Source organism: Serratia sp. BNK-4, assembly GCF_048685115.1.
GTDB classification, from domain to species: domain Bacteria; phylum Pseudomonadota; class Gammaproteobacteria; order Enterobacterales; family Enterobacteriaceae; genus Serratia; species Serratia bockelmannii.
Genome location: NZ_JBLQTM010000001.1, coordinates 4,846,729 through 4,869,088 on the forward strand (window position 1 = coordinate 4,846,729; position 22,360 = coordinate 4,869,088).

Sequence of the window (22,360 nt, forward strand, 5' to 3'; positions counted from 1 at the left end):
TCTATTGTCAGCGCGTAACAATAGGGGTGTGTTTTATGTTTTCACCAGACATCAAGGTTAAAGTGCAAAACTTTGGCCGCTTCCTGAGCAACATGGTGATGCCCAACATCGGCGCCTTTATCGCCTGGGGGATTATCACCGCGCTATTCATTCCAACCGGCTGGCTGCCGAATGAAACCTTAGCCAAGCTGGTCGGCCCGATGATCACCTACCTGCTGCCGCTGCTGATCGGTTATACCGGCGGGCGGCTGGTGGGCGGCGATCGCGGCGGCGTCGTGGGTGCCATCACCACCATGGGCGTCATCGTCGGTGCCGACATGCCGATGTTCCTCGGCTCGATGATCGCCGGCCCGCTGGGTGGCTGGGCTATCAAGCATTTCGACCGCTGGGTGGACGGCAAGATCAAAAGCGGCTTTGAAATGCTGGTGAACAACTTCTCCGCCGGCATCATCGGCATGCTGCTGGCGATCCTGGCCTTCCTGGGCATCGGGCCGCTGGTGGAGGTGCTCTCCAAGCTGCTGGCGGCGGGCGTGCACGTGATGGTGAAGAACAACCTGCTGCCACTGGCGTCCATCTTCGTTGAACCGGCGAAAATCCTGTTCCTGAACAACGCCATCAACCACGGCATCTTCTCGCCGCTGGGTATCCAGCAGGCCACGGAAGCCGGCAAGTCGGTGTTCTTCCTGATTGAAGCCAACCCAGGCCCGGGCATGGGCGTGCTGATGGCCTACATGTTCTTCGGCCGCGGCAGCGCCAAGCAATCCGCCGGCGGTGCGGCGATCATTCACTTTCTGGGCGGCATCCACGAAATCTACTTCCCTTACGTGCTGATGAATCCACGTCTGCTGCTGGCGGTGATCCTGGGCGGCATGACCGGCGTATTCACCCTGACGATGCTGAACGGCGGCCTGGTTTCTCCAGCTTCCCCGGGTTCGATCCTGGCGGTGCTGGCGATGACGCCGAAAGGCGCCTACTTCGCCAACATTGCGGCGGTGTGCGCAGCCTTTGCCGTCTCCTTCGTGGTGTCCGCTTTCCTGCTGAAAACCTCCAAAGTGAAAGAGGATGACGATCTGGAAGCCGCGACCCGCCGCATGCAAGAGATGAAATCGCAGTCCAAAGGCGGCGCAGCGGCGCCAGCGTCGGTCGACGGCGATCTGAGCACCGTGCGCAAAATCATCGTCGCCTGCGATGCGGGCATGGGTTCCAGCGCCATGGGCGCCGGGGTGTTGCGCAAGAAAGTGGCGGACGCCGGGCTGAAGAACATCTCGGTGACTAACAGCGCCATCAACAGCCTGCCGGACGATGTGGATCTGGTCATCACGCACCGCGATCTGACCGAGCGCGCGATGCGCCACGCGCCGCAGGCCCAGCACATCTCGCTGACCAACTTCCTCGACAGCAAGCTGTACAGCGATCTGGTCGACCGTTTGGTAGCGGTCAACAAAACCACCGACAACCAGCAGAAGGTGCTGGGCGCGCTGGACGACAGCTTCGAAGCCGGGGAACCGAACCTGTTCAAGCTGAGCGAAAGCAATGTGTTCCTCAACCTGCAGGCTAGCGACAAAGAGCAGGCGATCCGTTTCGCCGGCGAGCAGCTGGTGAAAGGCGGCTACGTCGAGGCGGAGTACGTGCCGGCGATGCTGGAGCGCGAAAAGCTCACCTCCACCTACCTGGGCGAGTCGATCGCCGTGCCGCACGGCACCATCGAGGCCAAAGACCGGGTGCTGCGCACCGGCGTGGTGTTCTGCCAGTACCCGCAGGGCGTGCGCTTCGGCGATGAAGAGGATGAAGTGGCTCGCCTGGTGATCGGCATCGCCGCGCGCAACAACGAGCATATTCAGGTGATCACCAGCCTGACCAACGCGCTGGATGACGAGAGCGTGATTGAGCGGCTGGCGAATACCACCAGCGTCCAGGAAGTGCTGGACCTGCTCGGCGGCAAAAAAGCTGGATAACAGAATCATTTTAAAGGGTGCAGCTTGCTGCACCCTTCGACATTAAGAAGGTAGAGTTATGAAAGCATTACATTTTGGCGCAGGGAATATCGGCCGCGGTTTTATCGGCAAGCTGCTGGCGGACGCCGGGGTTGAACTGACCTTCGCCGACGTCAATCAAACGGTGCTGGATCTGCTGAACAGCCGTAAAAGCTACGCGGTGCACGTGGTGGGCGAGCAAGAACGCGTGGAGCGCGTCAACAACGTCAGCGCCGTCAACAGCGGCAGTGAGGCGGCGGTGGCGCTGATCGCCGAAGCGGATCTGGTGACCACCGCCGTTGGCCCGCAAATTCTCGCCAAAATCGCCGGCACGATCGCCAAAGGGCTGGTGCTGCGTCATCAGCAGGGCAATGTGCAACCGCTGAACATCATCGCCTGCGAGAACATGGTGCGCGGCACCAGCCAGCTGAAACAGCATGTGTTCGCCGCGCTGCCGCAGGATGAGCAGGCATGGGCTGAGCAGCATGTCGGCTTCGTCGATTCGGCGGTCGATCGCATTGTGCCGCCGGCGGACAGCAACGACCCGTTGGAAGTGACGGTGGAAACCTTCAGCGAATGGATCGTCGATCAGACCCAGTTCAAAGGCCAGCCCCCGGCGATCGCCGGCATGGAGTTGACCGATAACCTGATGGCGTTCGTCGAGCGCAAGCTGTTCACCCTCAACACCGGTCACGCCATCACCGCCTACCTCGGCCAACAGACCGGGCTGCAAACCATTCGCGACGCCATTCTCGACCTGGTGATCCGCCGCGTGGTGAAAGGGGCGATGGAAGAGAGCGGCGCGGTGCTGATCAAGCGTTACGGCTTCGACGCCGACAAGCATGCCGCCTACATCAACAAAATCCTCGGCCGCTTTGAAAATCCGTATCTGCACGACGACGTCGAGCGCGTAGGGCGCCAACCGCTGCGCAAACTGAGCGCCGGCGATCGCCTGATCAAACCGCTGCTGGGCACGCTGGAATACGGCCTGCCGCATGCCAACCTGATCCAGGGCATCGCCGCCGCCATGAGCTACCGCAGCGAACAGGATCCGCAGGCGCAGGAACTGGCGGAACTGCTGAACACGCTCGGGCCGAAAGCCGCGCTGGCGCAAATTTCCGGCCTGCCGGCGGAAAGCGAGGTTGTAGAAGAGGCCGTTGCTGTGTATAACGCCATGCACAAGTAGAATCGTGATGATGAACACCCGAGCGCAGCTTGCTGCGCTCCTGCAACCCGAGTTCGGCATCGACGGCCCTCCCCACGCCTTTCGAAAAGCGACGATGGAAGAAGCACAGGCATTTGAAAACCAGGTTCTGGAAAAGCTGAACGCGGGCAAAACGGTGCGCAGCTTCCTGATCGCAGCGGTAGAGCTGCTGGCGGAAGCGCTCAACGTGCTGGTGGTGCAGGTATTCCGCAAGGACGATTACGCGGTGAAATATGCCGTCGAACCGCTATTGTCCGGCAGCGGCCCGCTCGGGGAGCTGTCGGTGCGCCTGAAGCTGATGTACGGACTGGGGGTGATCTCCCGCCACGAATATGAAGACGCCGAACTGCTGATGGCGATGCGCGAAGAGCTGAACCACGACGGGTCGGAATACCGCTTCGTCGATGACGAAATTCTCGGGCCGTTCGGCGAGCTGCACTGCGTGGCCGCGCTGCCGCCGGTGCCGACCTTCCTGCAGCCGGGCGAGGCGGATGAAGCGCTGATCGCCATGCAGCGCCAGCGCTATCAGCAGATGGTGCGCTCCACCATGGTACTGTCCATTACCGATCTGATCGCCGGCATCGGCGCCAAACAACCTTCCCGACTCTCTCCTCTCGGCCGCGGCTAAGCAAAGGCCGCGCGCCACTCGTCGAACAACAACCACAGCGCGGTGGCGGCCATCAGGCCGGACATCACGCCGTTGAAGGCGCGCAGTTTCCAGGTCACTCGCAGCGCGTTGCGCAACCGGTCACCCAGCACCGCCCACAGCAGCACGCAGGGCAGGTTCAGCAGCGCGAAGCCGGCGATGACCGACAGCGTATGGACGAAGGTGGCGCCTTCGCGTGGGGTGAACAGGATCGCCACGTTGATCACCATCAGCCAGGCCTTGGGGTTGACCGCCTGAAACAGTGCGCCGTTGAGCAGGCTCATCGGCTGCGCCTGCTCTTTGGCGTCCGGCGAGGCCGCCTGAAACAGCTTCCATGACAGCCACAGCAGATAGGCGCAGCCGATCACCGCCAGCGGGAGGCGGATGACGCCGGCCCAGCTCAGCGCCAGCGCCAGCAGCGGGATAATGATCGCCAGCTGTACCGCACAACCGACACAGATGCCAAACAGCATCGGCAGGGTGCGGCGCAGGCCGAAGTTGACGCCCGACGAGGCCAGCAGCAGGTTGTTGGGGCCGGGGGTGATCGACATGACGGTGACGTAGCTGACAAAGGCGGAGTCCAGCATGGCAGGTTCCTTGAAAATGACGGTGATAACGAGAGGATCAGCATAATCGCTGCAATGGGATGGTGACAGAACCACAAATCGGATATTGTCATGGTTACAGTTGTGCAAAATGTAAACTGTACCCATTACTTGGAGAGAAACTGTGACCTTGCTCGATGAAACCCCGGATACCCGTTACCTGCAGCTGGCGGATACGTTGGCCGAGGCCATTCGACGCGGCACGCTGCTGCCCGGTGACCGCTTGCCTTCGGTGCGGCGCTGTGCGCAAACGCACCGCGTCAGCATCAATACCGTGGTGTCGGCTTACCGCACGCTGGAGGATCGCGGGCTGATCGAAGCGCGGCCGCAGTCAGGGTTTTATGTCCGCAGCACGCTGCCGGCGCTGAAGATGGCCTCGGCGCCCAGCGGCCGCATCGAGCCGCCGGCGGACGACGTGCTGGCGCTGATCGATACGGTATTCGCCGCCCAGCAGAATCCGGCCTTCACTAACATTGCGCTGGCCTGCCCGCAGACCAGCGACTTCTATCCCGGCGGCAAGCTGGGGCGTATGTTGTCTTCTCAGCTGCGCCGCCAGCCGGATCTGATCGGGCAGTATCCGTTGCCGCCCGGCAGCCTACGGCTGCGCCAGCAGATCGCCCGCCGCTCGATGACGCTGGGCATGTTGCTGGAGCCGGGCGACGTAGTGCTGACCCATGGCTGCATGGAGGCGCTGCAGCTGGCGCTGCGCGTCACCACCAAACCGGGTGACTGCGTCGGGCTGGAGTCGCCAACCTATTTCTATCTGCTGCCGCTGCTGGCCAGCCTGGGGCTGAAAGCGCTGGAAATCCCCACCGATCCGCAGCTGGGGCTGTCGCTGGACGCGCTCGAGTTGCTATTGAACGAGAAGCGGCTGAACGCGGTGATCGCCATGCCGACGGTGCAAAACCCGTTGGGCTGTACCATGCCGCTGGCGGCGAAAAAGCGGCTGGCGCGGCTGATGAACGATCATCAGGTGCCGTTGATTGAAGACGGGCTGTATGCCGAGATCCAGTTCGGCGGCGCGCTGTCGCCGGCGGTGAAGGCGTTCGATCGCGACGGCTGGGTGCTGTTTTGCTCCAGCTTCACCAAAACGCTGGCGCCGGATTTTCGCGTCGGCTGGATCTGCGGCGGCCGTTTTCACGAGGCGTTGCGCAAGCTGAAGGCGGTGTCGTCGATGTCCGAGTCGCAGCTGCTGTCGGAAACGCTGGCGACCTTCCTGGAGAGCGGAGGCTACGATCACCATTTGCGCAACCTGCGCAAGCGCTATGCGGCGCAGGTCGACGAGGCGCGGGCGCTGATCGCCCGGCATTTCCCACGCGGCACGCTGGCCACGCAGCCGGCGGGCGGCTTCGTGTTCTGGGTCGAATTCCCTCCCGGCGTGGACAGCGTGGCGCTGTTCCACCAGCTGTTGGAGGAGCAGATCTGTTTGACGCCGGGCACCCTGTATTCCCCCAGCGGGCGCTACCGCAATGCGCTGCGGCTCTCCTGCTGCTACCCGTTCAACGCGCGCTACACCCAGGCGTTGGCCCGGCTCGGCGCCAAGGCCTGCGAGATGAGCGGCCTGCCGCCCGGTATTGCGCAGGACGGGTAACGGCGCGCGCCTTTTGCTACAATGCCGGTATCATTGATTAGCGTGCCATTTTGGGCACAACGGGCCAGAGACCATGAAAGAGAAAGAAAAGGCAGAGATCAAGCGCCTGAGCGACCTGCTGGACGCCTTGAACCACAAAGACGCCACCGTGATCCAACAGGGCAACCCTGAGTTGATCGCGCAGCACACCAAAGAAAAAGAGAAACTGGCGACGGAGATCGAGCGCCTGAAAGACGTGCGTGGCGAGAAGCTGAGCGCCGAAGCGCAGAAGCTGAGCAAGCTGCCGTTCAGCCGCGAGATCACCAAGAAAGAGCAAGCCGATATGGGCGCGCTGAAGAAAAGCGCGCGCGGGCTGATTGTGGTGCACCCGATGACCGCGCTGGGCCGCGAGATGGGCCTGAAAGCGGTCACCGGTTACGCCAAGAAAGCGTTCTGAACCCCCGGGCGTCAGACCTTGGTGGTGAAATACGCCTTGGTCTGATAGGGCACGGTGACCGTGTCCTGGCCCTGCAACTCCTCTTCTTCCGCCACCAGCTGGCGCAACCGATCGATAACCTGCTCCTGTTGCGCCTGTGGCAGTGCGGCGATAAAGCTGGTTGAACGTACCCGGTTGTAGATCACGTCCTCCACCGCGCCGCGGTGGCCCAGCATAAAGACCTGCTCCTGCAGCGGTTCAAAGCCTTTGAACGGGAAGAATTTGCGCCATTCGCCGGTATAGAAACGCGGCGCATCCCCTTCGTGGCTGTCGACGATCTGATTCAGTTTACGCACCCAACCGACGCGCGCATCGCGCATGTTCCACACCAGACCGAGTTTGCCGCCGGGCTTGAGAATACGCTGGATTTCCGCCAGCGCCTGCGGCGTGGCGAACCAGTGGAAGGACTGGGCGCACACCACGGCATCGACCGACTCGTCCGGTAGCGGGATCGCGTCGGCGGTGCCCGCCAGCGTTTTCACCTGCGGCAGCGCCGCCGACAGTTTTTCCAGCATTTGCGGCACCGGTTCGACGGCGATCACCTGCGCGCCGGTTTCCAGCAGGCGCGGAGTGAACTTGCCGGTACCAGCGCCGAGATCGATGACCGTCATGCCGGCGTGCAGGCCGATAGACTCACGCAGCCAGGCGGCGATTTCTGGCGGGTAATCCGGCCGGCCTTTCACATAGCGATCGGCGTTGGCCTGATAGCCCTCGGCGGCGGCGTGATGAATCGAATGGGTCGGGGTGGTCATATACCTGGCTCCTGGCTGAAAAACACGCGGCTACAGTATAGGCGGAAGAAGAGGGTTAACGCGGCATTCGGCGCACGTTTTTCATCTTTCCGCCAGCGATTTCAACGGCCGAGCAGGCGACGGTTGAAGTCCTCGAGGCGCCCTTCGGCAAGCCGCGTGAGCATGGTCTTGCTCCAGCTGGCGGAGAGGCCGGCCACCGCCAACAGGCGGCGATATTGTTCCGCGTCGAACGGCATGTGCCAGGCGATGGCGATGGCTTCGGCCACCGACACGTCGCTGTTGCGCGCCGCCAGCTCCAGCGGACGATCGCCGCTGACCGCACCCGGCGAGACCACCCGATACAGCCAGCCGCAGCGGCCGCTTTGCTGCATCAGCACCGAAATATCCTCGATGGCGAAGTGGTAGTTGAGCTTGAAGCACGGCGAGCGCGGCTGGGTGACCTGGATCAGCGCTTCGCCCCAGCGGAAGATGTCGCCCATAAACACATTGTGTTCGGTCAGTCCTTCGGTGGAGATATTCTCGCCGAAGGCCGGGGCGCAAAACTGCTCGGCCTGCGCCGGAAACTGTTCGCGCCAGTGGGCATAATGCTCGCGCGGGTAGTGGCACAGCGCGCGATCCGGCCCGCCGTGGTAGCTTTTCTCGGCTTGCTCGTCGCCTTCCAGGCCGAGCGGCGTGAGCCGGATGGCGCCATCCACCTGGCGTTTGGCGATGGCGCTGGGGCGCCCGCCTTCATAGGGTTGAATATTGCCGATGTAAACGTCTGGGTGATGCATGTGCGCCTCCGTGTCTCGCGTCGAGGGCTCAGCATAGCCTGAGTTGTGTCAGGGGGACATAACAACCCGCCCGAAAATCCTCGAGCGGGGGCGTGGCGTCAGAAGGTGGTCCAGTTCTCCTCCGCTGCGGCGTTGGCGGCCGCGGTTTTTACGGCAGGCGCTTTCGGCGCGGCGGTTTTCACGGCGGTGGGTTCGGTCTGCTCCGCCAAACGGAACACCGAAACGCTCTGCAGCAGCATGTCGGCCTGTTCTTCCAGCGAATCGGCGGCGGCGGCGGACTCTTCCACCAGCGCGGCGTTCTGCTGGGTGGTGTGATCCATCTCGACGATCGCCTGGCCAATCTGGGCGATGCCGCGCGTCTGCTCATCGGAGGCGGCGGCGATTTCAGCCATGATGTCGCGCACGTGGGTGACCGAGCGGACGATCTGTTCCATGGTGTTGCCGGTGCTTTCCACCAGTTCGGTGCCGGTTTTCACCCGGCTGACCGACTCGGCGATCAGCCCTTCGATCTCCTTGGCCGCTTGGGCGCTGCGGCTCGCCAGGCTGCGCACTTCGCTGGCGACCACCGAGAAGCCGCGTCCCTGTTCGCCGGCGCGCGCCGCTTCCACCGCGGCGTTGAGCGCCAGGATGTTGGTCTGGAAGGCAATACCGTTGATCAGGGTGGTAATTTCAGCGATACGCTGCGAACTGCTGGAGATATCGCGCATGGTGCTGACCACGTTCTCCACCAGCTTGCCGCCCTGTTGCGCGGTCTGCGAAGCGTCGGTGGCCAGCTGATTGGCGTGATGGGCATTGTCGGCGTTTTGTTTCACCGTGGCGGTCAGCTGTTCCATGCTGGCCGCGGTTTCTTCAACCGCCGCCGCCTGCTGTTCGGTGCGGGAGGAGAGATCGGTGTTGCCGGCGGCGATTTCCGCGGAGGCGGTGGAGACCTGGCTGACCCCCATCTGGATCTTCTCAATCATAGTGCGCAGATTTTGGCTCATCGCCGCCACCGCGTTCAGCAGTTGTCCCAGCTCGTCGCGGCGGGTACTGGTCTGCGCCTGGCGCAGATCGCCGCTGGCGATGCGTTCCGCCATCGCCAGCGTGCTGTGCAGCGGACGGGTGATCTGCAGCGTGATACGCCAGGCGATAAGTATCCCGGCGATGATGGCGATCAGGGTGGTGATGCCCATCTGCAGCTGCGCCAGGTTGATGTTGCTGCGCGTCTGCGCCAATTCGTCCTGCATAAAGGCGTTCACCAGCGTGCCGATCTCATGCGCGCGTTCGCCGAGCTGCCGGCTGATCTGCTGTTCGTGCTCATAGGCCGGCAGGTAGGCCGCGATGCGGTTTTTGTAATCGTCCAGGGCGGCCAGCAGCGGTTGCAGCTGCGGGCGCTGCGCGTCGCTGACCCGGCGGCTCAGGGCGTTGGCCGCGTCGCGCGCGTCGTCGATGGCCGCCATCAGCGGCGCTTCGGTTTCCTTGTTCAGGCTCAGCAGCAGACCGCGCGCGCCGTAGCGCACCTGGGTCAGCTTCTGGTTCAGTTGAATGAAGGCCAACTGCAGATCGCCGTTGGTGAGCTGGCGCTCCACCTGGCTCAGGCTGGCCTGCACTTCCGACATGTTCCAGCTCTGGCGCACCGCGTCTTTCGCCGAGACCGCCTGCTCAAAGATTTTTTGCTGTTGCTGATATTCCCCAATCAGCGTCACCAGACGCTGCAGATCCTTGCGGCTTTGGGCGTCCCAGTCCAACGCCTGGCCCTGGTCTATCAGTTTGACGGCGTTATCGATATTGGCGCGATTGTTCTGCAGATACTCCGGCTGGTAGGTCTGGCCGTACATGGCGCGGTTGTATTTGGCCTGGTTGATCTCCTCGTTCAGCCGGTTGCTGAAGTCGATGCGATCGGCGCGGGATTCGATGATGTGCAGGTATTGCGCCCCGGTGCCGGCGATGACGACCGCCAACAGCAGCAACAGCGCGAAGCCGAGGCCGAGCTTTTTACCTACGGTGAGATGAGTGAACTTTCCTGCTAATGCTTGCAATGCCGCCATAGCGTTTTTCCTTCTCCGGGCGAACGTCAATTGAACAAACCATCGGCAAGAAGTGGTCAAACTTTAGCGGATTTCAGGCAAAAAAATACCCGCCGGCGGCGGGCATCTTCATCAACGGGGGCGAATTACTTCTTCGCGGCGAAGCGTGCGGCGGCTTCGTCCCAGTTGACCACGTTCCAGAACGCCTTGATGTAGTCAGGGCGTTTGTTCTGGTATTTCAGGTAGTAAGCGTGTTCCCACACGTCCAGGCCGATGATTGGGAAACCGGAAGCGCCGGCGACGGCTTCGCCCATCAGCGGGCTGTCCTGGTTGGCGGTAGACACCACGGCCAGCTTGCCGTCTTTCAGCACCAGCCAGGCCCAACCGGAACCGAAGCGGGTGGCTGCGGCTTTCTCGAACTCTTCCTGGAATTTCTCAACGCTGCCGAAATCGCGCTCGATGGCCGCTTTCAGATCGCCGCCCAGCGTGGTGCCGGTTTTCAGGTTTTTCCAGAAGAAGCTGTGGTTGGCGTGGCCGCCGGCGTTGTTGCGCATGAAGGTGCGTTTGTCGGCAGGCACTTTATCCAGATCCTGGATCAGCTCTTCAACGCTGTATTTGGCCAGCTCAGGGTAGGCTTCCAGCACGGTGTTGGCGTTGTTGACGTAGGTCTGGTGGTGTTTGGTGTGATGGATTTCCATCGTCTGCTTGTCGAAATGCGGTTCCAGTGCGTCGTAAGCGTACGGCAGGGATGGCAGTGAATAACTCATAATCATCATCTCCAGTGGTGTATGGGCGGCGCAAAGGGCGAGCACCGCGTAAGCAGTCGGATCATTATAGTTAATTAAATGATATTGAAAATGATTATCAATGCCCTGTGAAGTGTGTGGTTAATGTACAAATCGATGCGCTAACATACTGATAGGAGAGGGCGGCGGGTGGCCGCGTCAAGCCATCGCCCCGGCACGTGGGTTACTCTCTATACTGTAGAGAGCGCCAAGGTCGAAATGTATCGAAATGTGCCAATGCGTTCACTGAATGAGCACGAGTGTGTAACAACCACAAGCACGCTGTGGTAATATGGCCGGCGTTCGTAGCAAGCATAACAACAGTGACATTCGCGTTTGCCGCGCTAGCGGGGCAGGCGCATTTGAACAATGTGACAATCGAGAGTAAAGGAGACCCCCATGCAGGTCAGCAGAAGGCAGTTCTTTAAGATCTGCGCTGGCGGTATGGCAGGAACGACGGTGGCCGCGCTGGGCTTTGCCCCCGAAGTGGCGTTGGCGGAAACCCGGCAGTACAAACTGCTGCGCGCCCGTGAGACCCGTAATACCTGTACGTATTGTTCCGTCGGCTGTGGGCTGTTGATGTACAGCCTTGGTGATGGCGCCAAGAACGCCAAAGAAAGCATTTTCCATATCGAAGGGGATCCGGATCACCCGGTAAACCGCGGCGCGCTTTGCCCGAAAGGCGCCGGCCTGGTTGACTTCATCCACAGCGAAAGCCGCCTCAAGTACCCGGAATATCGGGCGCCGGGGTCGGACAAATGGCAACGCATCAGCTGGGACGACGCCTTCACCCGCATCGCCAAGCTGGTGAAAGAAGACCGCGATGCCAACTTCATCAAAACCAACGACCAGGGCGTTACCGTCAACCGTTGGCTGACCACCGGCATGCTGTGCGCCTCGGCCGCCAGCAACGAAACCGGTTTTCTGTCGCAAAAATTTAGTCGCGCTCTCGGCATGCTTGCCGTAGACAACCAGGCGCGTGTCTGACACGGACCAACGGTAGCAAGTCTTGCTCCAACATTTGGTCGCGGTGCGATGACCAACCACTGGGTTGATATCAAGAACGCGAATTTGATTATCGTCATGGGCGGTAATGCGGCGGAAGCGCATCCGGTGGGGTTCCGCTGGGCGATGGAAGCCAAAATACACAACAATGCCAAGCTGATCGTGATCGATCCGCGCTTTACCCGAACCGCATCGGTGGCGGACTTCTACACGCCGATCCGCTCCGGGACCGACATTGCTTTCCTGTCGGGCGTGTTGCTGTATCTGATGACCAACAACAAGTTTAACCGCGAGTACGTCGAGGCCTACACCAACGCCAGCCTGCTGGTGCGGGAAGACTTTGCCTTCGAAGACGGCTTGTTCAGCGGCTACGACGCGGAAAACCGCAAGTACGACAAAACCACTTGGAACTACCAGTTCGACGAGAACGGCTTCGCCAAGCGCGACGTCACGCTGCAGGATCCGCGCTGCGTGTGGAACATGCTGAAGCAGCACGTGAGCCGCTACACGCCTGACGTGGTGACCAACATCTGCGGCACGCCGAAGGACGATTTCCTCAAGGTGTGCGAATACATCGCCGAAACCTGCGTCGCGGATAAAACCGCTTCGTTCCTGTACGCCCTGGGCTGGACTCAGCACTCGGTCGGCGCGCAGAACATCCGTACCATGGCGATGATCCAGCTGCTGCTCGGCAACATGGGCATGGCGGGCGGCGGCGTCAACGCGCTGCGCGGCCACTCCAACATCCAGGGTCTGACCGATCTCGGCCTGCTGTCGCAGAGCCTGCCGGGCTACATGACGCTGCCGTCGGAGAAACAGACCGATCTCGACACCTACCTGAAGGCCAACACGCCGAAGGCGCTGCTGCCGGGCCAGGTAAACTACTGGGGCAACTACCCGAAATTCTTCGTCAGCATGATGAAGACCTTCTACGGCGACAAGGCGCAGAAGGACAACAGCTGGGGCTTTGACTGGTTGCCGAAGTGGGACAAAGGCTACGACGTGCTGCAGTACTTCGAGATGATGGCGCAGGGCAAGGTCAACGGCTACTTCTGCCAGGGCTTTAACCCCGTGGCGTCGTTCCCGAACAAAAACAAGGTAGTGGCTTCGCTGTCCAAGCTGAAGTTCCTGGTGACCATCGATCCGTTGAACACCGAGACCTCCAACTTCTGGCAGAACCACGGCGAGTTCAACGAGGTGGATCCTTCGCAGATCCAGACCGAAGTGTTCCGCCTGCCGTCCACCTGCTTCGCCGAAGAGAACGGTTCGATCGTCAACTCCGGCCGCTGGCTGCAGTGGCACTGGAAAGGCGCGGACGCCCCGGGCGAAGCGCTGAACGACGGCGAGATCCTGGCGGGCATCTTCAGCCGCCTGCGCGAGATGTATGCGCGCGACGGCGGTGCGGTGCCTGAACAGGTGCTGAACATGACCTGGGACTACCTGACGCCGGACAACCCGGCGCCGGAAGAGGTGGCGCAGGAGAACAACGGCAAGGCGCTGGCGGATCTGCTGGATGCCGACGGCAAAGTGCTGGTGAAAAAAGGCGAGCTGCTCAGCTCGTTCGCGCAGCTGCGCGACGACGGCACCACCGCCAGCGGTTGCTGGATCTTCGCCGGCAGCTGGACGCCGGCCGGCAACCAGATGGCGCGGCGCGACAACGCCGATCCGTCCGGCCTCGGCAATACGCTGGGCTGGGCCTGGGCATGGCCGCTCAACCGCCGCATTCTGTACAACCGCGCCTCGGCGGATCCGCAGGGGAAACCGTGGGATCCGAAACGCCAGCTGCTGGAGTGGGACGGCGCCAAGTGGGTCGGGGCCGATATCCCGGACTACAGCACCGCCGCGCCGGGCAGCGACGTCGGGCCGTTCATCATGCAGCCGGAAGGCATGGGCCGCCTGTTCGCCACCGACAAGATGGCGGAAGGGCCGTTCCCTGAACACTACGAGCCGTTCGAAACGCCGCTCGGCACCAACCCGCTGCACCCGAACGTGGTGTCCAACCCGGCGGCGCGCGTGTTCAAGGACGATCTGGCGGCGATGGGCAAATCCGACAAGTTCCCGTACGTCGGCACCACCTATCGTCTGACCGAGCACTTCCACTACTGGACCAAGCACGCGCGGCTGAACGCCATCGCGCAGCCGGAGCAGTTTGTGGAGATCGGCGAAAAGCTGGCGGAGAAGAAGGGCATCAAGCAGGGCGATACCGTGAAGGTCAGTTCCAACCGCGGCTACATCAAGGCCAAGGCGGTGGTGACCAAGCGTATTCGCACGCTGCAGGTGCACGGCCAGGAAGTCGACACCATCGGCATCCCGATTCACTGGGGTTACGAAGGGGTGGCGAAGAAAGGCTTTATCGCCAACACGCTGACGCCGTTCGTCGGCGACGCCAATACGCAAACGCCGGAGTTCAAGGCGTTCCTGGTCAACGTGGAAAAGGTGTAACGGAGACGAATTATGGCCATGCAATCTCAAGACATCATTCGTAAATCCGCCACCAATGGCTTCACGCCGGCGCCGCGCGCCCGTGACCACCAGGAAGAAGTGGCCAAACTGATCGATGTCACCACCTGTATCGGCTGCAAGGCCTGTCAGGTGGCCTGTTCCGAATGGAACGACATCCGCGACGAAGTGGGGCACAACGTCGGGGTGTACGATAACCCCGCCGATCTGACCGCCAAGTCGTGGACGGTGATGCGCTTCTCCGAGGTGGAGGAAAACGGCAAGCTGGAATGGCTGATCCGCAAGGATGGCTGCATGCACTGCGCCGATCCGGGCTGCCTGAAGGCCTGTCCGTCGGAAGGCGCGATCATTCAGTACGCCAACGGCATCGTCGACTTCCAATCCGAGCACTGCATCGGCTGCGGCTACTGCATCGCCGGCTGCCCGTTCGACGTGCCGCGCATGAACAAGGACGACAACCGGGTGTACAAGTGCACCCTGTGCGTCGACCGCGTGGACGTCGGCCAGGAACCGGCCTGCGTGAAAACCTGCCCGACCGGCGCCATTCACTTCGGTACCAAGGAAGCGATGAAGCAGGTGGCGGCGGATCGCGTCAGCGAGCTGAACACCCGCGGCTACCAGAACGCCGGTCTGTACGATCCGGCAGGGGTGGGCGGCACGCACGTGATGTACGTGTTGCACCACGCCGACAAACCGCAGCTGTACCACGGTTTGCCGGACAACCCGAGCATCAGCCCGGCGGTGACCTTCTGGAAGGGCGTGTGGAAACCCCTGGCGGCCATCGGCTTTGCCGCCACCTTCGCGGCCAGCGTGTTCCACTATGTCGGCGTCGGGCCTAACCGCGTCGAGGATGAGGACGAGCACGACGAGTCGCATGACGAGGAGACGCGCAAATGAGAAAGGAAAAGCCCATTCAGCGTTACAGCGCGCCGGAGCGCATCAACCACTGGATCGTGGCGTTCTGCTTCGTGTTCGCCGCCATCAGCGGGCTGGGGTTCTTCTTCCCCTCCTTCAACTGGCTGATGAACATCTTCGGGACGCCGCAGCTGGCGCGCATTCTGCACCCGTTTGTCGGGGTCATCATGTTCGCCGCGTTCCTGCTGATGTTCCTGCGCTACTGGAAGCATAACCTGATCAACCGGGAAGATATCGTCTGGGCCAAGAATATCCACAAAATCGCCATGAACGAGGAAGTGGGTGACACCGGGCGCTATAATTTCGGCCAGAAGTGCGTGTTCTGGGCGGCGATTATCAGCCTGGTGCTGTTGCTGGCCAGCGGCGTGGTGATCTGGCGGCCGTATTTTGCGCCGTCGTTCTCCATCCCGCTGATCCGCATCGCGCTGCTGGTGCATTCGCTGGCCGCGGTCGGCCTTATCATCGTGATTATGGTGCACATTTACGCCGCATTGTGGGTAAAAGGCACCATTACCGCGATGGTGGAAGGCTGGGTGCCGGCGGCCTGGGCCAAGAAACATCATCCGCGCTGGTACCGTGAGGTCCGCGAGAAACGACAGGAAGATAAACCCTGATGAGTATCCGCATCGTTCCTAAAGAGCAGTTAGGGGCACAGCGTGAGAAGTCCACAACGGCGGAGAACATCCCGCCGTTACTTTTCGCCAACCTGAAAAGCCTGTACAGCCGCCGCGCCGACCGTCTGCGTCAGCTGGCGGTCGACAACCCGCTGGGCGACTACCTTAACTTCGCCGCCGAACTGGCGCAGGCGCAGCAGCATGCGCTGCACGATAATCCGCTGGCGCTCGATCTGAGCGAAGCGTTGGCGCAGGGCGCCGCCAGCGGCAAACCGCCGCTCGATCTGAGCGTGTTCCCGCGCAGCGAGCACTGGCGCAAGCTGCTGACGTCGCTGATCGCCGAGCTGCGCCCGCAGGCGCCGGAGCACATTCTGACGGTGCTGGACAACCTGGAGAAAGCCTCGGCGCACGAGCTGGAGCTGATGGCCGACGCTTTGCTCAACCGCGAATTCGGCAAGGTGGGCAGCGAGAAGGCGCCGTTCCTCTGGGCCGCGCTGTCGCTCTATTGGGCGCAGATGGCCAGCCTGATCCCCGGCAAGGCGCGCGCCGAATACGGCGAGCAGCGTCAGTTCTGCCCGGTGTGCGGCAGCATTCCGGTCTCCAGCATGGTGCATATCGGCACCGTCAACGGCCTGCGCTACCTGCACTGCAACCTGTGCGAAAGCGAATGGCACGTGGTGCGGGTGAAGTGCAGCAACTGTGAGCAGACCCGCGATCTCAACTACTGGTCGCTGGACAGCGAACAGGCGGCGGTGAAGGCGGAAAGCTGCGGCGACTGCGGCACTTACCTGAAGATCCTCTATCAGGAAAAAGACCCGCAGGTTGAAGCGGTGGCTGACGATCTGGCTTCGCTGGTGCTGGACGCCCGCATGGAAGAGGAAGGCTTCGGCCGCAGCAGCATCAATCCGTTCCTGTTCCCGGCGGAGTAACCGCCCGGCCCCGTTCGCGCGGGGCCGGACCCGCAATTTAAGAACGGGCTTCTGGCATTCGCCCGGGCGAGTTGCTACGTTTAGGCCATGACGCGCCAAGCGAAAGGAACCACGATGTTAAATACCCTGGCAAAACTGACCGCGGTCGCTGTGCTGGCGATGGGGCTGGCGGCCTGCGACAACAAGGACGACACCAAACCGGCGGTGCCGCCACCGGATACCAAACCGACCGTGACGCAGCCCGCGCCACCGCCGCCTGCGCCGGTAGAAACCCCGCCCGCGCCGCCGGGGCTGAACGTGTCGCTGCAGAAGGGCAAAATCACCTTCGAGTTGCCGCCAGGCTTTAGCGATCAAACGCTGAACAGCGGCATCGTCAATGACAGTACCTCCACCATCCAGCGCTTCCTCGACGGCAAGTCGCGCCAGAGCGCGGTTTCGTCCGAAGTGATCCCGCCGGACGGCATGAAGATCAATACCAGCGACAAAATGCTGAAAGAGCTGACGCAGAGCGCCATTACGGTGCTGGCCGAGCGCTATCAGAATATCCAGACCACCAAAGAAGAGAACTTCACCGTCGGCAAACAGAAGTTTCGCCGGGTGGATACTGAGCAGACCGTCAACGGGCAAAAGGTGGTTTCCACCCTGGTGTTGACGGTGTTCAACAAGCGAGTAGTGACGCTGCAAATGCTGTCGCCGGCCAAAACGCCGGAAGTGCATCAGGCGCTGGTGCAGCGGATTATCGATACTCTGGCGGTGAAGTAAGGGCATTGCGCCGCGGCCAGGACGAAGCGGAGGAGACCGGATGAAGCTTATCGGCAGTTACACCAGCCCCTTTGTGCGCAAGATTTCCGTGATGCTGCTGGAGAAGGGGATCGCGTTTGAATTCGTCAACGATCCGCCGTATGAGCCCGGCAGCCGGGTGAAGGAACTGAACCCGCTCGGCAAAGTACCGGTGCTGATCGCCGATGATGGCGAGGTGTTTTACGACTCGCCGATCGTGGCCGAATACCTCGAACTGCTGACAGTGGAGCCGGCGTTTTTGCCGGCCGATCGCGCCACCGCGCTGCGCGTCCGCCGGGTGGCGGCACTGGCGGACGGCGTGACTGAAGCGGCGGCGACGTTGTTCCGCGAAAGCCGGCGCGCGCCGGAAAAGCAGGACGAAAACTGGATGCTGCGCCAGCGTGACAAGCTGACGCAGGGCCTGGACGCATTGGAGGCGCTGGCGCAGGAAAAAACGTGGCTCAATGCCGAGCGGCTGACGCTGGCGGATATCGCCACCGGCTGCGCGTTGGGCTACCTCAATTTCCGCCACATTCTGCCCAACTGGTGCGTCCAACGTCCGGCGCTGGTCAAGCTGGCCGAACGCCTGTTCGCCCGCGAAAGTTTCGCCCGCACGGCACCGCCCTGAACGTTCTTTTCTCCCCGCCGCGGCGGGGTTTTGCTATGCCGATACGTCTAAATTGAAAACCGAGCGACCATGAGCACTGAATCCCACCTTCTTTACAGTCAACTGCCCGCCATCGACCGTCTGCTGCGTGAACCCGCGATTGAACCGCTGGTGGCTCAGCATGGCCAGACGCTGATCGGCGAACTGTTGCGCCGGCTGCAGGCCCAGGCGCGCGACGCTATCAAGCAACAGCAACGTTTACCGGCCTGGTGCGGCGACTGGCCGCAGGCGCTGCGGGCGGAGCTGGCCCGGCAGCAACGCCCGGCTTTGCTGCCGGTGTTCAACCTCAGCGGCACCGTGCTGCACACCAACCTCGGGCGCGCCCTGCTGGCGCAGCCGGTGAAGGACGCGGTCAGCGCGGTGATGGGAGAGGCGGTGACGCTGGAGTACGATCTGGACGGCGCCGGGCGCGGTCATCGCGATCGGGCTGTGGCGGATCTGCTGTGCCGGCTGACGGGCGCGGAAGACGCCTGCATCGTCAATAACAACGCGGCGGCGGTATTGCTGATGTTGGCGGCGATCGCCCCCGGCAAAGAGGTAGTGGTGTCGCGCGGCGAGCTGGTGGAAATCGGCGGCGCGTTTCGCATTCCCGACGTGATGCGTCAGGCCGGCTGCCAATTGGTGGAAGTCGGCACCACCAACCGCACCCATCTGAAAGATTACCGCCAGGCCATCAGCGAGCAGACTGGCCTGTTGATGAAAGTGCACACCAGCAACTACAGCATTCAGGGCTTTACCGCGGCGGTCGACGAGGCTGAACTGGCGCTGCTCGGGGCCGAACAGGGCGTGCCGACCGCCACCGATCTGGGCAGCGGCTCACTGATCGATATGGCGCAGTACGGCCTGCCCGCCGAACCGATGCCGCAGCGGCTGCTGGCCGCCGGCGTCGATCTGGTGACGTTCTCCGGCGATAAGCTGCTGGGTGGCCCGCAGGCCGGCATCATCGTCGGCAAGAAGGCGCTGATCGCGCGCCTGCAGCAGCACCCGCTCAAGCGCGCGCTGCGCGTCGGCAAGCTGACGCTGGCGGCCCTGGAGGCCACGCTGCGGCTCTATCTGCAGCCGGAAAAACTGGCTGAGCAGCTGCCGACGCTGCGGCTGCTGACCCGCCCGCAGCAGGAGATGCAACAGGCGGCCGAGCGGCTGCTGGCGGCGCTGAGACCACGGTTCACCGCCGATTTCGACCTGCGCGCCGAACCGTGCTGGTCGCAGATTGGCAGCGGTTCGCTGCCGGTGGATCGCCTGCCCAGCTATGCGCTGACCTTCACGCCGCGCGACGGCCGCGGCGCCACGCTGGAAGCGTTGGCTGAGCGCTGGCGCCGCCTGCCGCAGCCGGTGATCGGCCGCCTCGGCGACGGCCGGCTGTGGCTGGATCTGCGCTGTCTGGAACAGGAAGGGGCGCTGATCGACGCGTTGAGCGCATCATGATCATCGCCACCGCCGGCCATGTCGATCATGGCAAAACCACCCTGCTGCAGGCGATCTCGGGGATCAATGCGGATCGCCTGCCGGAAGAGAAGCGCCGCGGCATGACCATCGATCTGGGCTACGCCTACTGGCCGCAGCCGGACGGCCGGGTACTGGGCTTTATCGACGTGCCCGGCCACGAAAAATTCCTCGCCAATATGCTGGCGGGTGTCGGCGGCATTGACCATGCGCTGCTGGTGGTGGCCTGCGATGATGGCGTGATGGCGCAGACCCGCGAGCATCTGGCGATCCTGCGCCTGAGCGGGCGCCCGGCGCTGACGGTGGCGCTGACCAAGGCCGACCGGGTGGAGGCGGCGCGTGTTGACGAGGTACGCCGCCAAGTGCGTGATGAGCTGGCGCGCCAGGGCTGGCCCGATGCGCCGCTGTTTGTCACCGCGGCGGCGGCGGGAGAGGGCATCGAGGCGCTGCGCGCGCATTTGCTGGCGTTGTCGCCCGGCGAGCACGCGCTGACGCGCCGTTTTCGCCTGGCGGTAGACCGTGCGTTCAGCGTCAAAGGGGCGGGGCTGGTGGTGACCGGCACCGCGCTCGGCGGCCGGGTGAAGGTGGGGGATACGCTGTGGCTGACTGGCGCCGACGCGCCGGTGCGGGTGCGCGGCCTGCATGCCCAGAATCAAACCGTGGAACAGGCGCTGGCCGGGCAACGCATCGCGCTTAACATCAGCGGCGATGTCGATAAAGAGCGGATCGCGCGCGGTGATTGGCTGCTGGCGCAGCGTCCGCCCGAAGCGGCGGAACGCATTCTGGTGGCGCTTGAGACGGATCGGCCGATCCGCCATTGGCAGCCGCTGCATCTGCACCATGCCGCCAGCCACATCACCGGGCGCATTTCGCTGCTGAACGACGGACTGGCGGAACTGATCCTCGATCGCCCGCTGTGGCTGGCGGAAAACGATCGGCTGGTGCTGCGCGATATCGGCGCGCGGCAAACGCTGGGCGCGGCCCGGGTGCTCAGGCTGAATGCGCCCAAGCGCGGCAAGCGTCAGCCGGACTATCTGGCATGGCTGCAGGCCTTGGCGCAGGCGCAAGACGACGTGCGGGCGCTGGCGCTTGAGTTGCCGCAGGGCGCGCTGTCTCTGGCGGCGTTCGCCTGGGCGCGTCAGTTGACCGACGACGGCCTGGCGGCACTGCTGGCGAACCGCGATCTGCTGATCGTCGGTGACCGGGCTCTGGCGCAGGATCAGGTGCAACAGGCGGAAAGCCGCCTGCTGCAGGTGCTGGCGGAGTATCACCAACAGCACGCCGATCAGCTGGGCTTAGGACGCGCCCGCCTGCGGCGCATGGCGCTGCCTCAGCAGCAGGAAGCGCTGGTGTTTATGATGATCGATCGGCTGCTGAAGGCCGGCGTGCTGCGCAATACGCGCGGCTGGCTGCACTTGCCGGAACACGGCCTGGCGTTCAGCGCCGACGAGGCGCCGCTGTGGGCGCGCATCGAACCGCTGTTCGGCGACGAGCCGTGGTGGGTGCGCGATCTGGCGAGCGAACTGGGCGAGGAAGAGAGCCGGGTGCGCGCGCTGCTGCGCAAGGCGGCTCAGCTGGGCCATGTGACGGCGGTGGTGGTGGATCGCTACTACCTCAGCCGACGCATCGATCAGTTCGCGGCGCTGATCCGCGAGCTGGATGCGGAGCGCGGGGGTGCCAACGCCGCCGACTTCCGCGATCGGCTCGGCGTCGGGCGCAAGCTGGCGATCCAGGTGCTGGAGTTCTTCGATCGCAGCGGCTTTACCCGGCGCAAGGGCAACGAGCATCTGCTGCGCGACGGCGGGCTGTTCGGTAGCGAGTCCCCTACCCGATAAACCTGACGGCGGCCCGGCTGATGTCGGGCGTTTGGGCGGTGAGAAACGCCTGTAAACGTTCGATCAGCGGCCGTTTTGCCGATTCTTCCGGCCATACCAGATAGTAACCGTCGCCGGTACGCACGGCGGCGTCACAAGGCAGCGCCAATAACCCCTCCTCAATCGTCCGCAGGCTCAGCGCCAGATCGCCGATCGAGACGCCGTGCCCGGCGATGGCCGCCGCGTTGCCCTGTTCCAGTGAATCAAATACCTGGCCGCGTGTGAGATCGATCGGGGCTGCGATGCCGCTTTTTTGCAGCCAGCGTCGCCAGTCGCGCCGATCGGGCGAAGGATGGATCAGCGGGCAGGTGGCGAGATCGCGCTGCGCGTCGGCGAGCAGCGCGGGGGCGCAAATTGGGATCAGCCATTCGTCGAACAGCTTGGCGGCGGCGGTATTGGCGCCGAAATGGCCGTTGCCGAGCAGGATGGCGCAGTCGTAGGGTTCGCTGAAAAAATCCACGCTGTCGATGTCCATCCACACGCTGGCTGCCTGCACCTCGAACGCCTGCGCCGTTTGCCGGAATCGGCTCAGGCAGTCCAGCAGCCAGCGTAGGGTCAGGGTGGAGGGCGCCTTCATCCGCAGCAGATCGCGGTGGCTTCTGAACAGCTCGCAGGCTTGTTCGATGCGGCCAAACCCTTGCTGCAGCTCGGCGGCGAAGATTTTTCCCTGCGGGGTGACCTCGATGCGTGGGCCGTTGCGCTGGAACAGCCGACAGCCGAAGTGCTGCTCCAGCGTTTTGATGTGCTTGCTGACGGCGCTGGGGGTGAGATGCAGCTCGTCGGCGGCCAGCGTGAACGAGCCGGTGCGGGCGGCGCTCTCGAAGGCGCGCAGAGCGTAAAGCGGCGGAAGGGAACTGGCCATC

At 62.9% G+C, this 22,360-nt stretch carries 19 protein-coding genes; 13 read left to right on the forward strand and 6 right to left on the reverse strand.

The window, feature by feature from the left end; genetic code table 11:
* Positions 1-35: 35 nt before the first annotated feature.
* From ACMGGW_RS23010 to ACMGGW_RS23020, 3 genes are all read left to right on the forward strand, one after another.
* Positions 36-1,955, forward strand: coding sequence for a PTS mannitol transporter subunit IICBA (locus ACMGGW_RS23010; protein ID WP_025304781.1), 1,920 nt, complete (start codon positions 36-38; stop codon positions 1,953-1,955).
* A 58-nt stretch (positions 1,956-2,013) separates the two neighbouring features.
* Positions 2,014-3,159, forward strand: a complete 1,146-nt coding sequence (locus ACMGGW_RS23015; protein ID WP_197828563.1) for a mannitol-1-phosphate 5-dehydrogenase — start codon at positions 2,014-2,016, stop codon at positions 3,157-3,159.
* A gap of 94 nt (positions 3,160-3,253) precedes the next feature.
* Complete coding sequence (locus ACMGGW_RS23020; RefSeq protein ID WP_016929575.1) at positions 3,254-3,805, forward strand: MltR family transcriptional regulator; 552 nt, start codon at positions 3,254-3,256, stop codon at positions 3,803-3,805.
* On the opposite strand, the gene ACMGGW_RS23025 is transcribed toward ACMGGW_RS23020, so the two are convergent.
* Positions 3,802-4,410 carry a LysE family translocator gene (locus ACMGGW_RS23025; protein WP_025304783.1) on the reverse strand — a complete coding sequence of 203 codons (609 nt, stop codon included), beginning with the start codon at positions 4,408-4,410 and terminating at the stop codon, positions 3,802-3,804. The genes ACMGGW_RS23020 and ACMGGW_RS23025 overlap by 4 nt on opposite strands.
* A 142-nt stretch (positions 4,411-4,552) precedes the next feature.
* Between ACMGGW_RS23025 and ACMGGW_RS23030 the strand changes: the two genes are divergently transcribed.
* Together ACMGGW_RS23030 and ACMGGW_RS23035 are read left to right on the forward strand one after the other, a co-directional pair.
* Complete coding sequence (locus ACMGGW_RS23030; RefSeq protein WP_025304784.1) at positions 4,553-6,019, forward strand: PLP-dependent aminotransferase family protein; 1,467 nt, start codon at positions 4,553-4,555, stop codon at positions 6,017-6,019.
* 73 nt (positions 6,020-6,092) lie between these two features.
* Positions 6,093-6,455: a YibL family ribosome-associated protein gene (locus tag ACMGGW_RS23035; protein ID WP_025304785.1), complete on the forward strand. Its 363-nt coding sequence runs from the start codon at positions 6,093-6,095 to the stop codon at positions 6,453-6,455.
* 11 nt (positions 6,456-6,466) lie between these two features.
* Here ACMGGW_RS23035 and ACMGGW_RS23040 read toward each other — a convergent pair whose 3' ends face one another.
* From ACMGGW_RS23040 to sodA, 4 genes are all read right to left on the reverse strand, one after another.
* Positions 6,467-7,246, reverse strand: coding sequence for a class I SAM-dependent methyltransferase (locus ACMGGW_RS23040; RefSeq protein ID WP_043140768.1), 780 nt, complete (start codon positions 7,244-7,246; stop codon positions 6,467-6,469).
* 101 nt (positions 7,247-7,347) lie between these two features.
* Positions 7,348-8,019 (reverse strand): 6-hydroxyaminopurine reductase, encoded by a 672-nt coding sequence (gene yiiM / locus ACMGGW_RS23045; RefSeq protein WP_025304787.1) that lies wholly within the window; start codon positions 8,017-8,019, stop codon positions 7,348-7,350.
* 98 nt (positions 8,020-8,117) lie between these two features.
* On the reverse strand, positions 8,118-10,046 hold the full coding sequence (locus tag ACMGGW_RS23050) for a methyl-accepting chemotaxis protein (protein ID WP_025304788.1): 1,929 nt from the start codon (positions 10,044-10,046) through the stop codon (positions 8,118-8,120).
* Between the two features lie 125 nt (positions 10,047-10,171).
* Complete coding sequence (sodA, locus tag ACMGGW_RS23055) at positions 10,172-10,792, reverse strand: superoxide dismutase [Mn] (RefSeq protein WP_004934003.1); 621 nt, start codon at positions 10,790-10,792, stop codon at positions 10,172-10,174.
* Between the two features lie 417 nt (positions 10,793-11,209).
* Here sodA and fdnG point away from each other — a divergent pair, with 417 nt between their 5' ends.
* The 8 genes from fdnG to selB all read left to right on the forward strand — a co-directional run bounded on the left by fdnG (position 11,210) and on the right by selB (position 21,458).
* Complete coding sequence (fdnG, locus tag ACMGGW_RS23060; RefSeq protein WP_141971798.1) at positions 11,210-14,257, forward strand: formate dehydrogenase-N subunit alpha; 3,048 nt, start codon at positions 11,210-11,212, stop codon at positions 14,255-14,257.
* A 12-nt stretch (positions 14,258-14,269) separates the two neighbouring features.
* A complete protein-coding gene (gene fdxH, locus ACMGGW_RS23065) occupies positions 14,270-15,172 on the forward strand; it encodes a formate dehydrogenase subunit beta (protein ID WP_004934014.1) in 903 nt (300 codons plus the stop codon).
* Positions 15,169-15,804, forward strand: a complete 636-nt coding sequence (fdoI, locus tag ACMGGW_RS23070; protein ID WP_004934017.1) for a formate dehydrogenase cytochrome b556 subunit — start codon at positions 15,169-15,171, stop codon at positions 15,802-15,804. The genes fdxH and fdoI overlap by 4 nt, the downstream gene beginning before the upstream one ends.
* Positions 15,804-16,733 carry a formate dehydrogenase accessory protein FdhE gene (gene fdhE / locus ACMGGW_RS23075; RefSeq protein ID WP_043140774.1) on the forward strand — a complete coding sequence of 310 codons (930 nt, stop codon included), beginning with the start codon at positions 15,804-15,806 and terminating at the stop codon, positions 16,731-16,733. The genes fdoI and fdhE overlap by 1 nt, the downstream gene beginning before the upstream one ends.
* Before the next feature lie 114 nt (positions 16,734-16,847).
* A complete protein-coding gene (locus ACMGGW_RS23080; protein WP_089181476.1) occupies positions 16,848-17,495 on the forward strand; it encodes a DcrB-related protein in 648 nt (215 codons plus the stop codon).
* Between the two features lie 40 nt (positions 17,496-17,535).
* A complete protein-coding gene (locus ACMGGW_RS23085; protein ID WP_025304792.1) occupies positions 17,536-18,141 on the forward strand; it encodes a glutathione S-transferase in 606 nt (201 codons plus the stop codon).
* Positions 18,142-18,210: 69 nt separating this feature from the next.
* Positions 18,211-19,605 (forward strand): L-seryl-tRNA(Sec) selenium transferase, encoded by a 1,395-nt coding sequence (gene selA / locus ACMGGW_RS23090; RefSeq protein WP_197765114.1) that lies wholly within the window; start codon positions 18,211-18,213, stop codon positions 19,603-19,605.
* Positions 19,602-21,458: a selenocysteine-specific translation elongation factor gene (selB, locus tag ACMGGW_RS23095; RefSeq protein WP_197832570.1), complete on the forward strand. Its 1,857-nt coding sequence runs from the start codon at positions 19,602-19,604 to the stop codon at positions 21,456-21,458. Before selA ends, selB begins: the two co-directional genes overlap by 4 nt.
* Here selB and ACMGGW_RS23100 read toward each other — a convergent pair.
* Positions 21,448-22,359, reverse strand: a complete 912-nt coding sequence (locus ACMGGW_RS23100) for a LysR family transcriptional regulator (RefSeq protein ID WP_164068297.1) — start codon at positions 22,357-22,359, stop codon at positions 21,448-21,450. The genes selB and ACMGGW_RS23100 overlap by 11 nt on opposite strands.
* Position 22,360: the final 1 nt, after the last annotated feature.

Coding starts and splice junctions, on each gene's coding strand:
- ACMGGW_RS23010 (WP_025304781.1), top strand. CDS start 36: ATGTTTTCACCAGACATCAAGGTTAAAGTGCAAAACTTTGGCCGCTTC.
- ACMGGW_RS23015 (WP_197828563.1), top strand. CDS start 2,014: ATGAAAGCATTACATTTTGGCGCAGGGAATATCGGCCGCGGTTTTATC.
- ACMGGW_RS23020 (WP_016929575.1), top strand. CDS start 3,254: ATGGAAGAAGCACAGGCATTTGAAAACCAGGTTCTGGAAAAGCTGAAC.
- ACMGGW_RS23025 (WP_025304783.1), bottom strand. CDS start 4,410: ATGCTGGACTCCGCCTTTGTCAGCTACGTCACCGTCATGTCGATCACC.
- ACMGGW_RS23035 (WP_025304785.1), top strand. CDS start 6,093: ATGAAAGAGAAAGAAAAGGCAGAGATCAAGCGCCTGAGCGACCTGCTG.
- ACMGGW_RS23040 (WP_043140768.1), bottom strand. CDS start 7,246: ATGACCACCCCGACCCATTCGATTCATCACGCCGCCGCCGAGGGCTAT.
- yiiM (WP_025304787.1), bottom strand. CDS start 8,019: ATGCATCACCCAGACGTTTACATCGGCAATATTCAACCCTATGAAGGC.
- ACMGGW_RS23050 (WP_025304788.1), bottom strand. CDS start 10,046: ATGGCGGCATTGCAAGCATTAGCAGGAAAGTTCACTCATCTCACCGTA.
- sodA (WP_004934003.1), bottom strand. CDS start 10,792: ATGAGTTATTCACTGCCATCCCTGCCGTACGCTTACGACGCACTGGAA.
- fdxH (WP_004934014.1), top strand. CDS start 14,270: ATGGCCATGCAATCTCAAGACATCATTCGTAAATCCGCCACCAATGGC.
- fdoI (WP_004934017.1), top strand. CDS start 15,169: ATGAGAAAGGAAAAGCCCATTCAGCGTTACAGCGCGCCGGAGCGCATC.
- fdhE (WP_043140774.1), top strand. CDS start 15,804: ATGAGTATCCGCATCGTTCCTAAAGAGCAGTTAGGGGCACAGCGTGAG.
- ACMGGW_RS23080 (WP_089181476.1), top strand. CDS start 16,848: ATGTTAAATACCCTGGCAAAACTGACCGCGGTCGCTGTGCTGGCGATG.
- ACMGGW_RS23085 (WP_025304792.1), top strand. CDS start 17,536: ATGAAGCTTATCGGCAGTTACACCAGCCCCTTTGTGCGCAAGATTTCC.
- selA (WP_197765114.1), top strand. CDS start 18,211: ATGAGCACTGAATCCCACCTTCTTTACAGTCAACTGCCCGCCATCGAC.
- selB (WP_197832570.1), top strand. CDS start 19,602: ATGATCATCGCCACCGCCGGCCATGTCGATCATGGCAAAACCACCCTG.
- ACMGGW_RS23100 (WP_164068297.1), bottom strand. CDS start 22,359: ATGGCCAGTTCCCTTCCGCCGCTTTACGCTCTGCGCGCCTTCGAGAGC.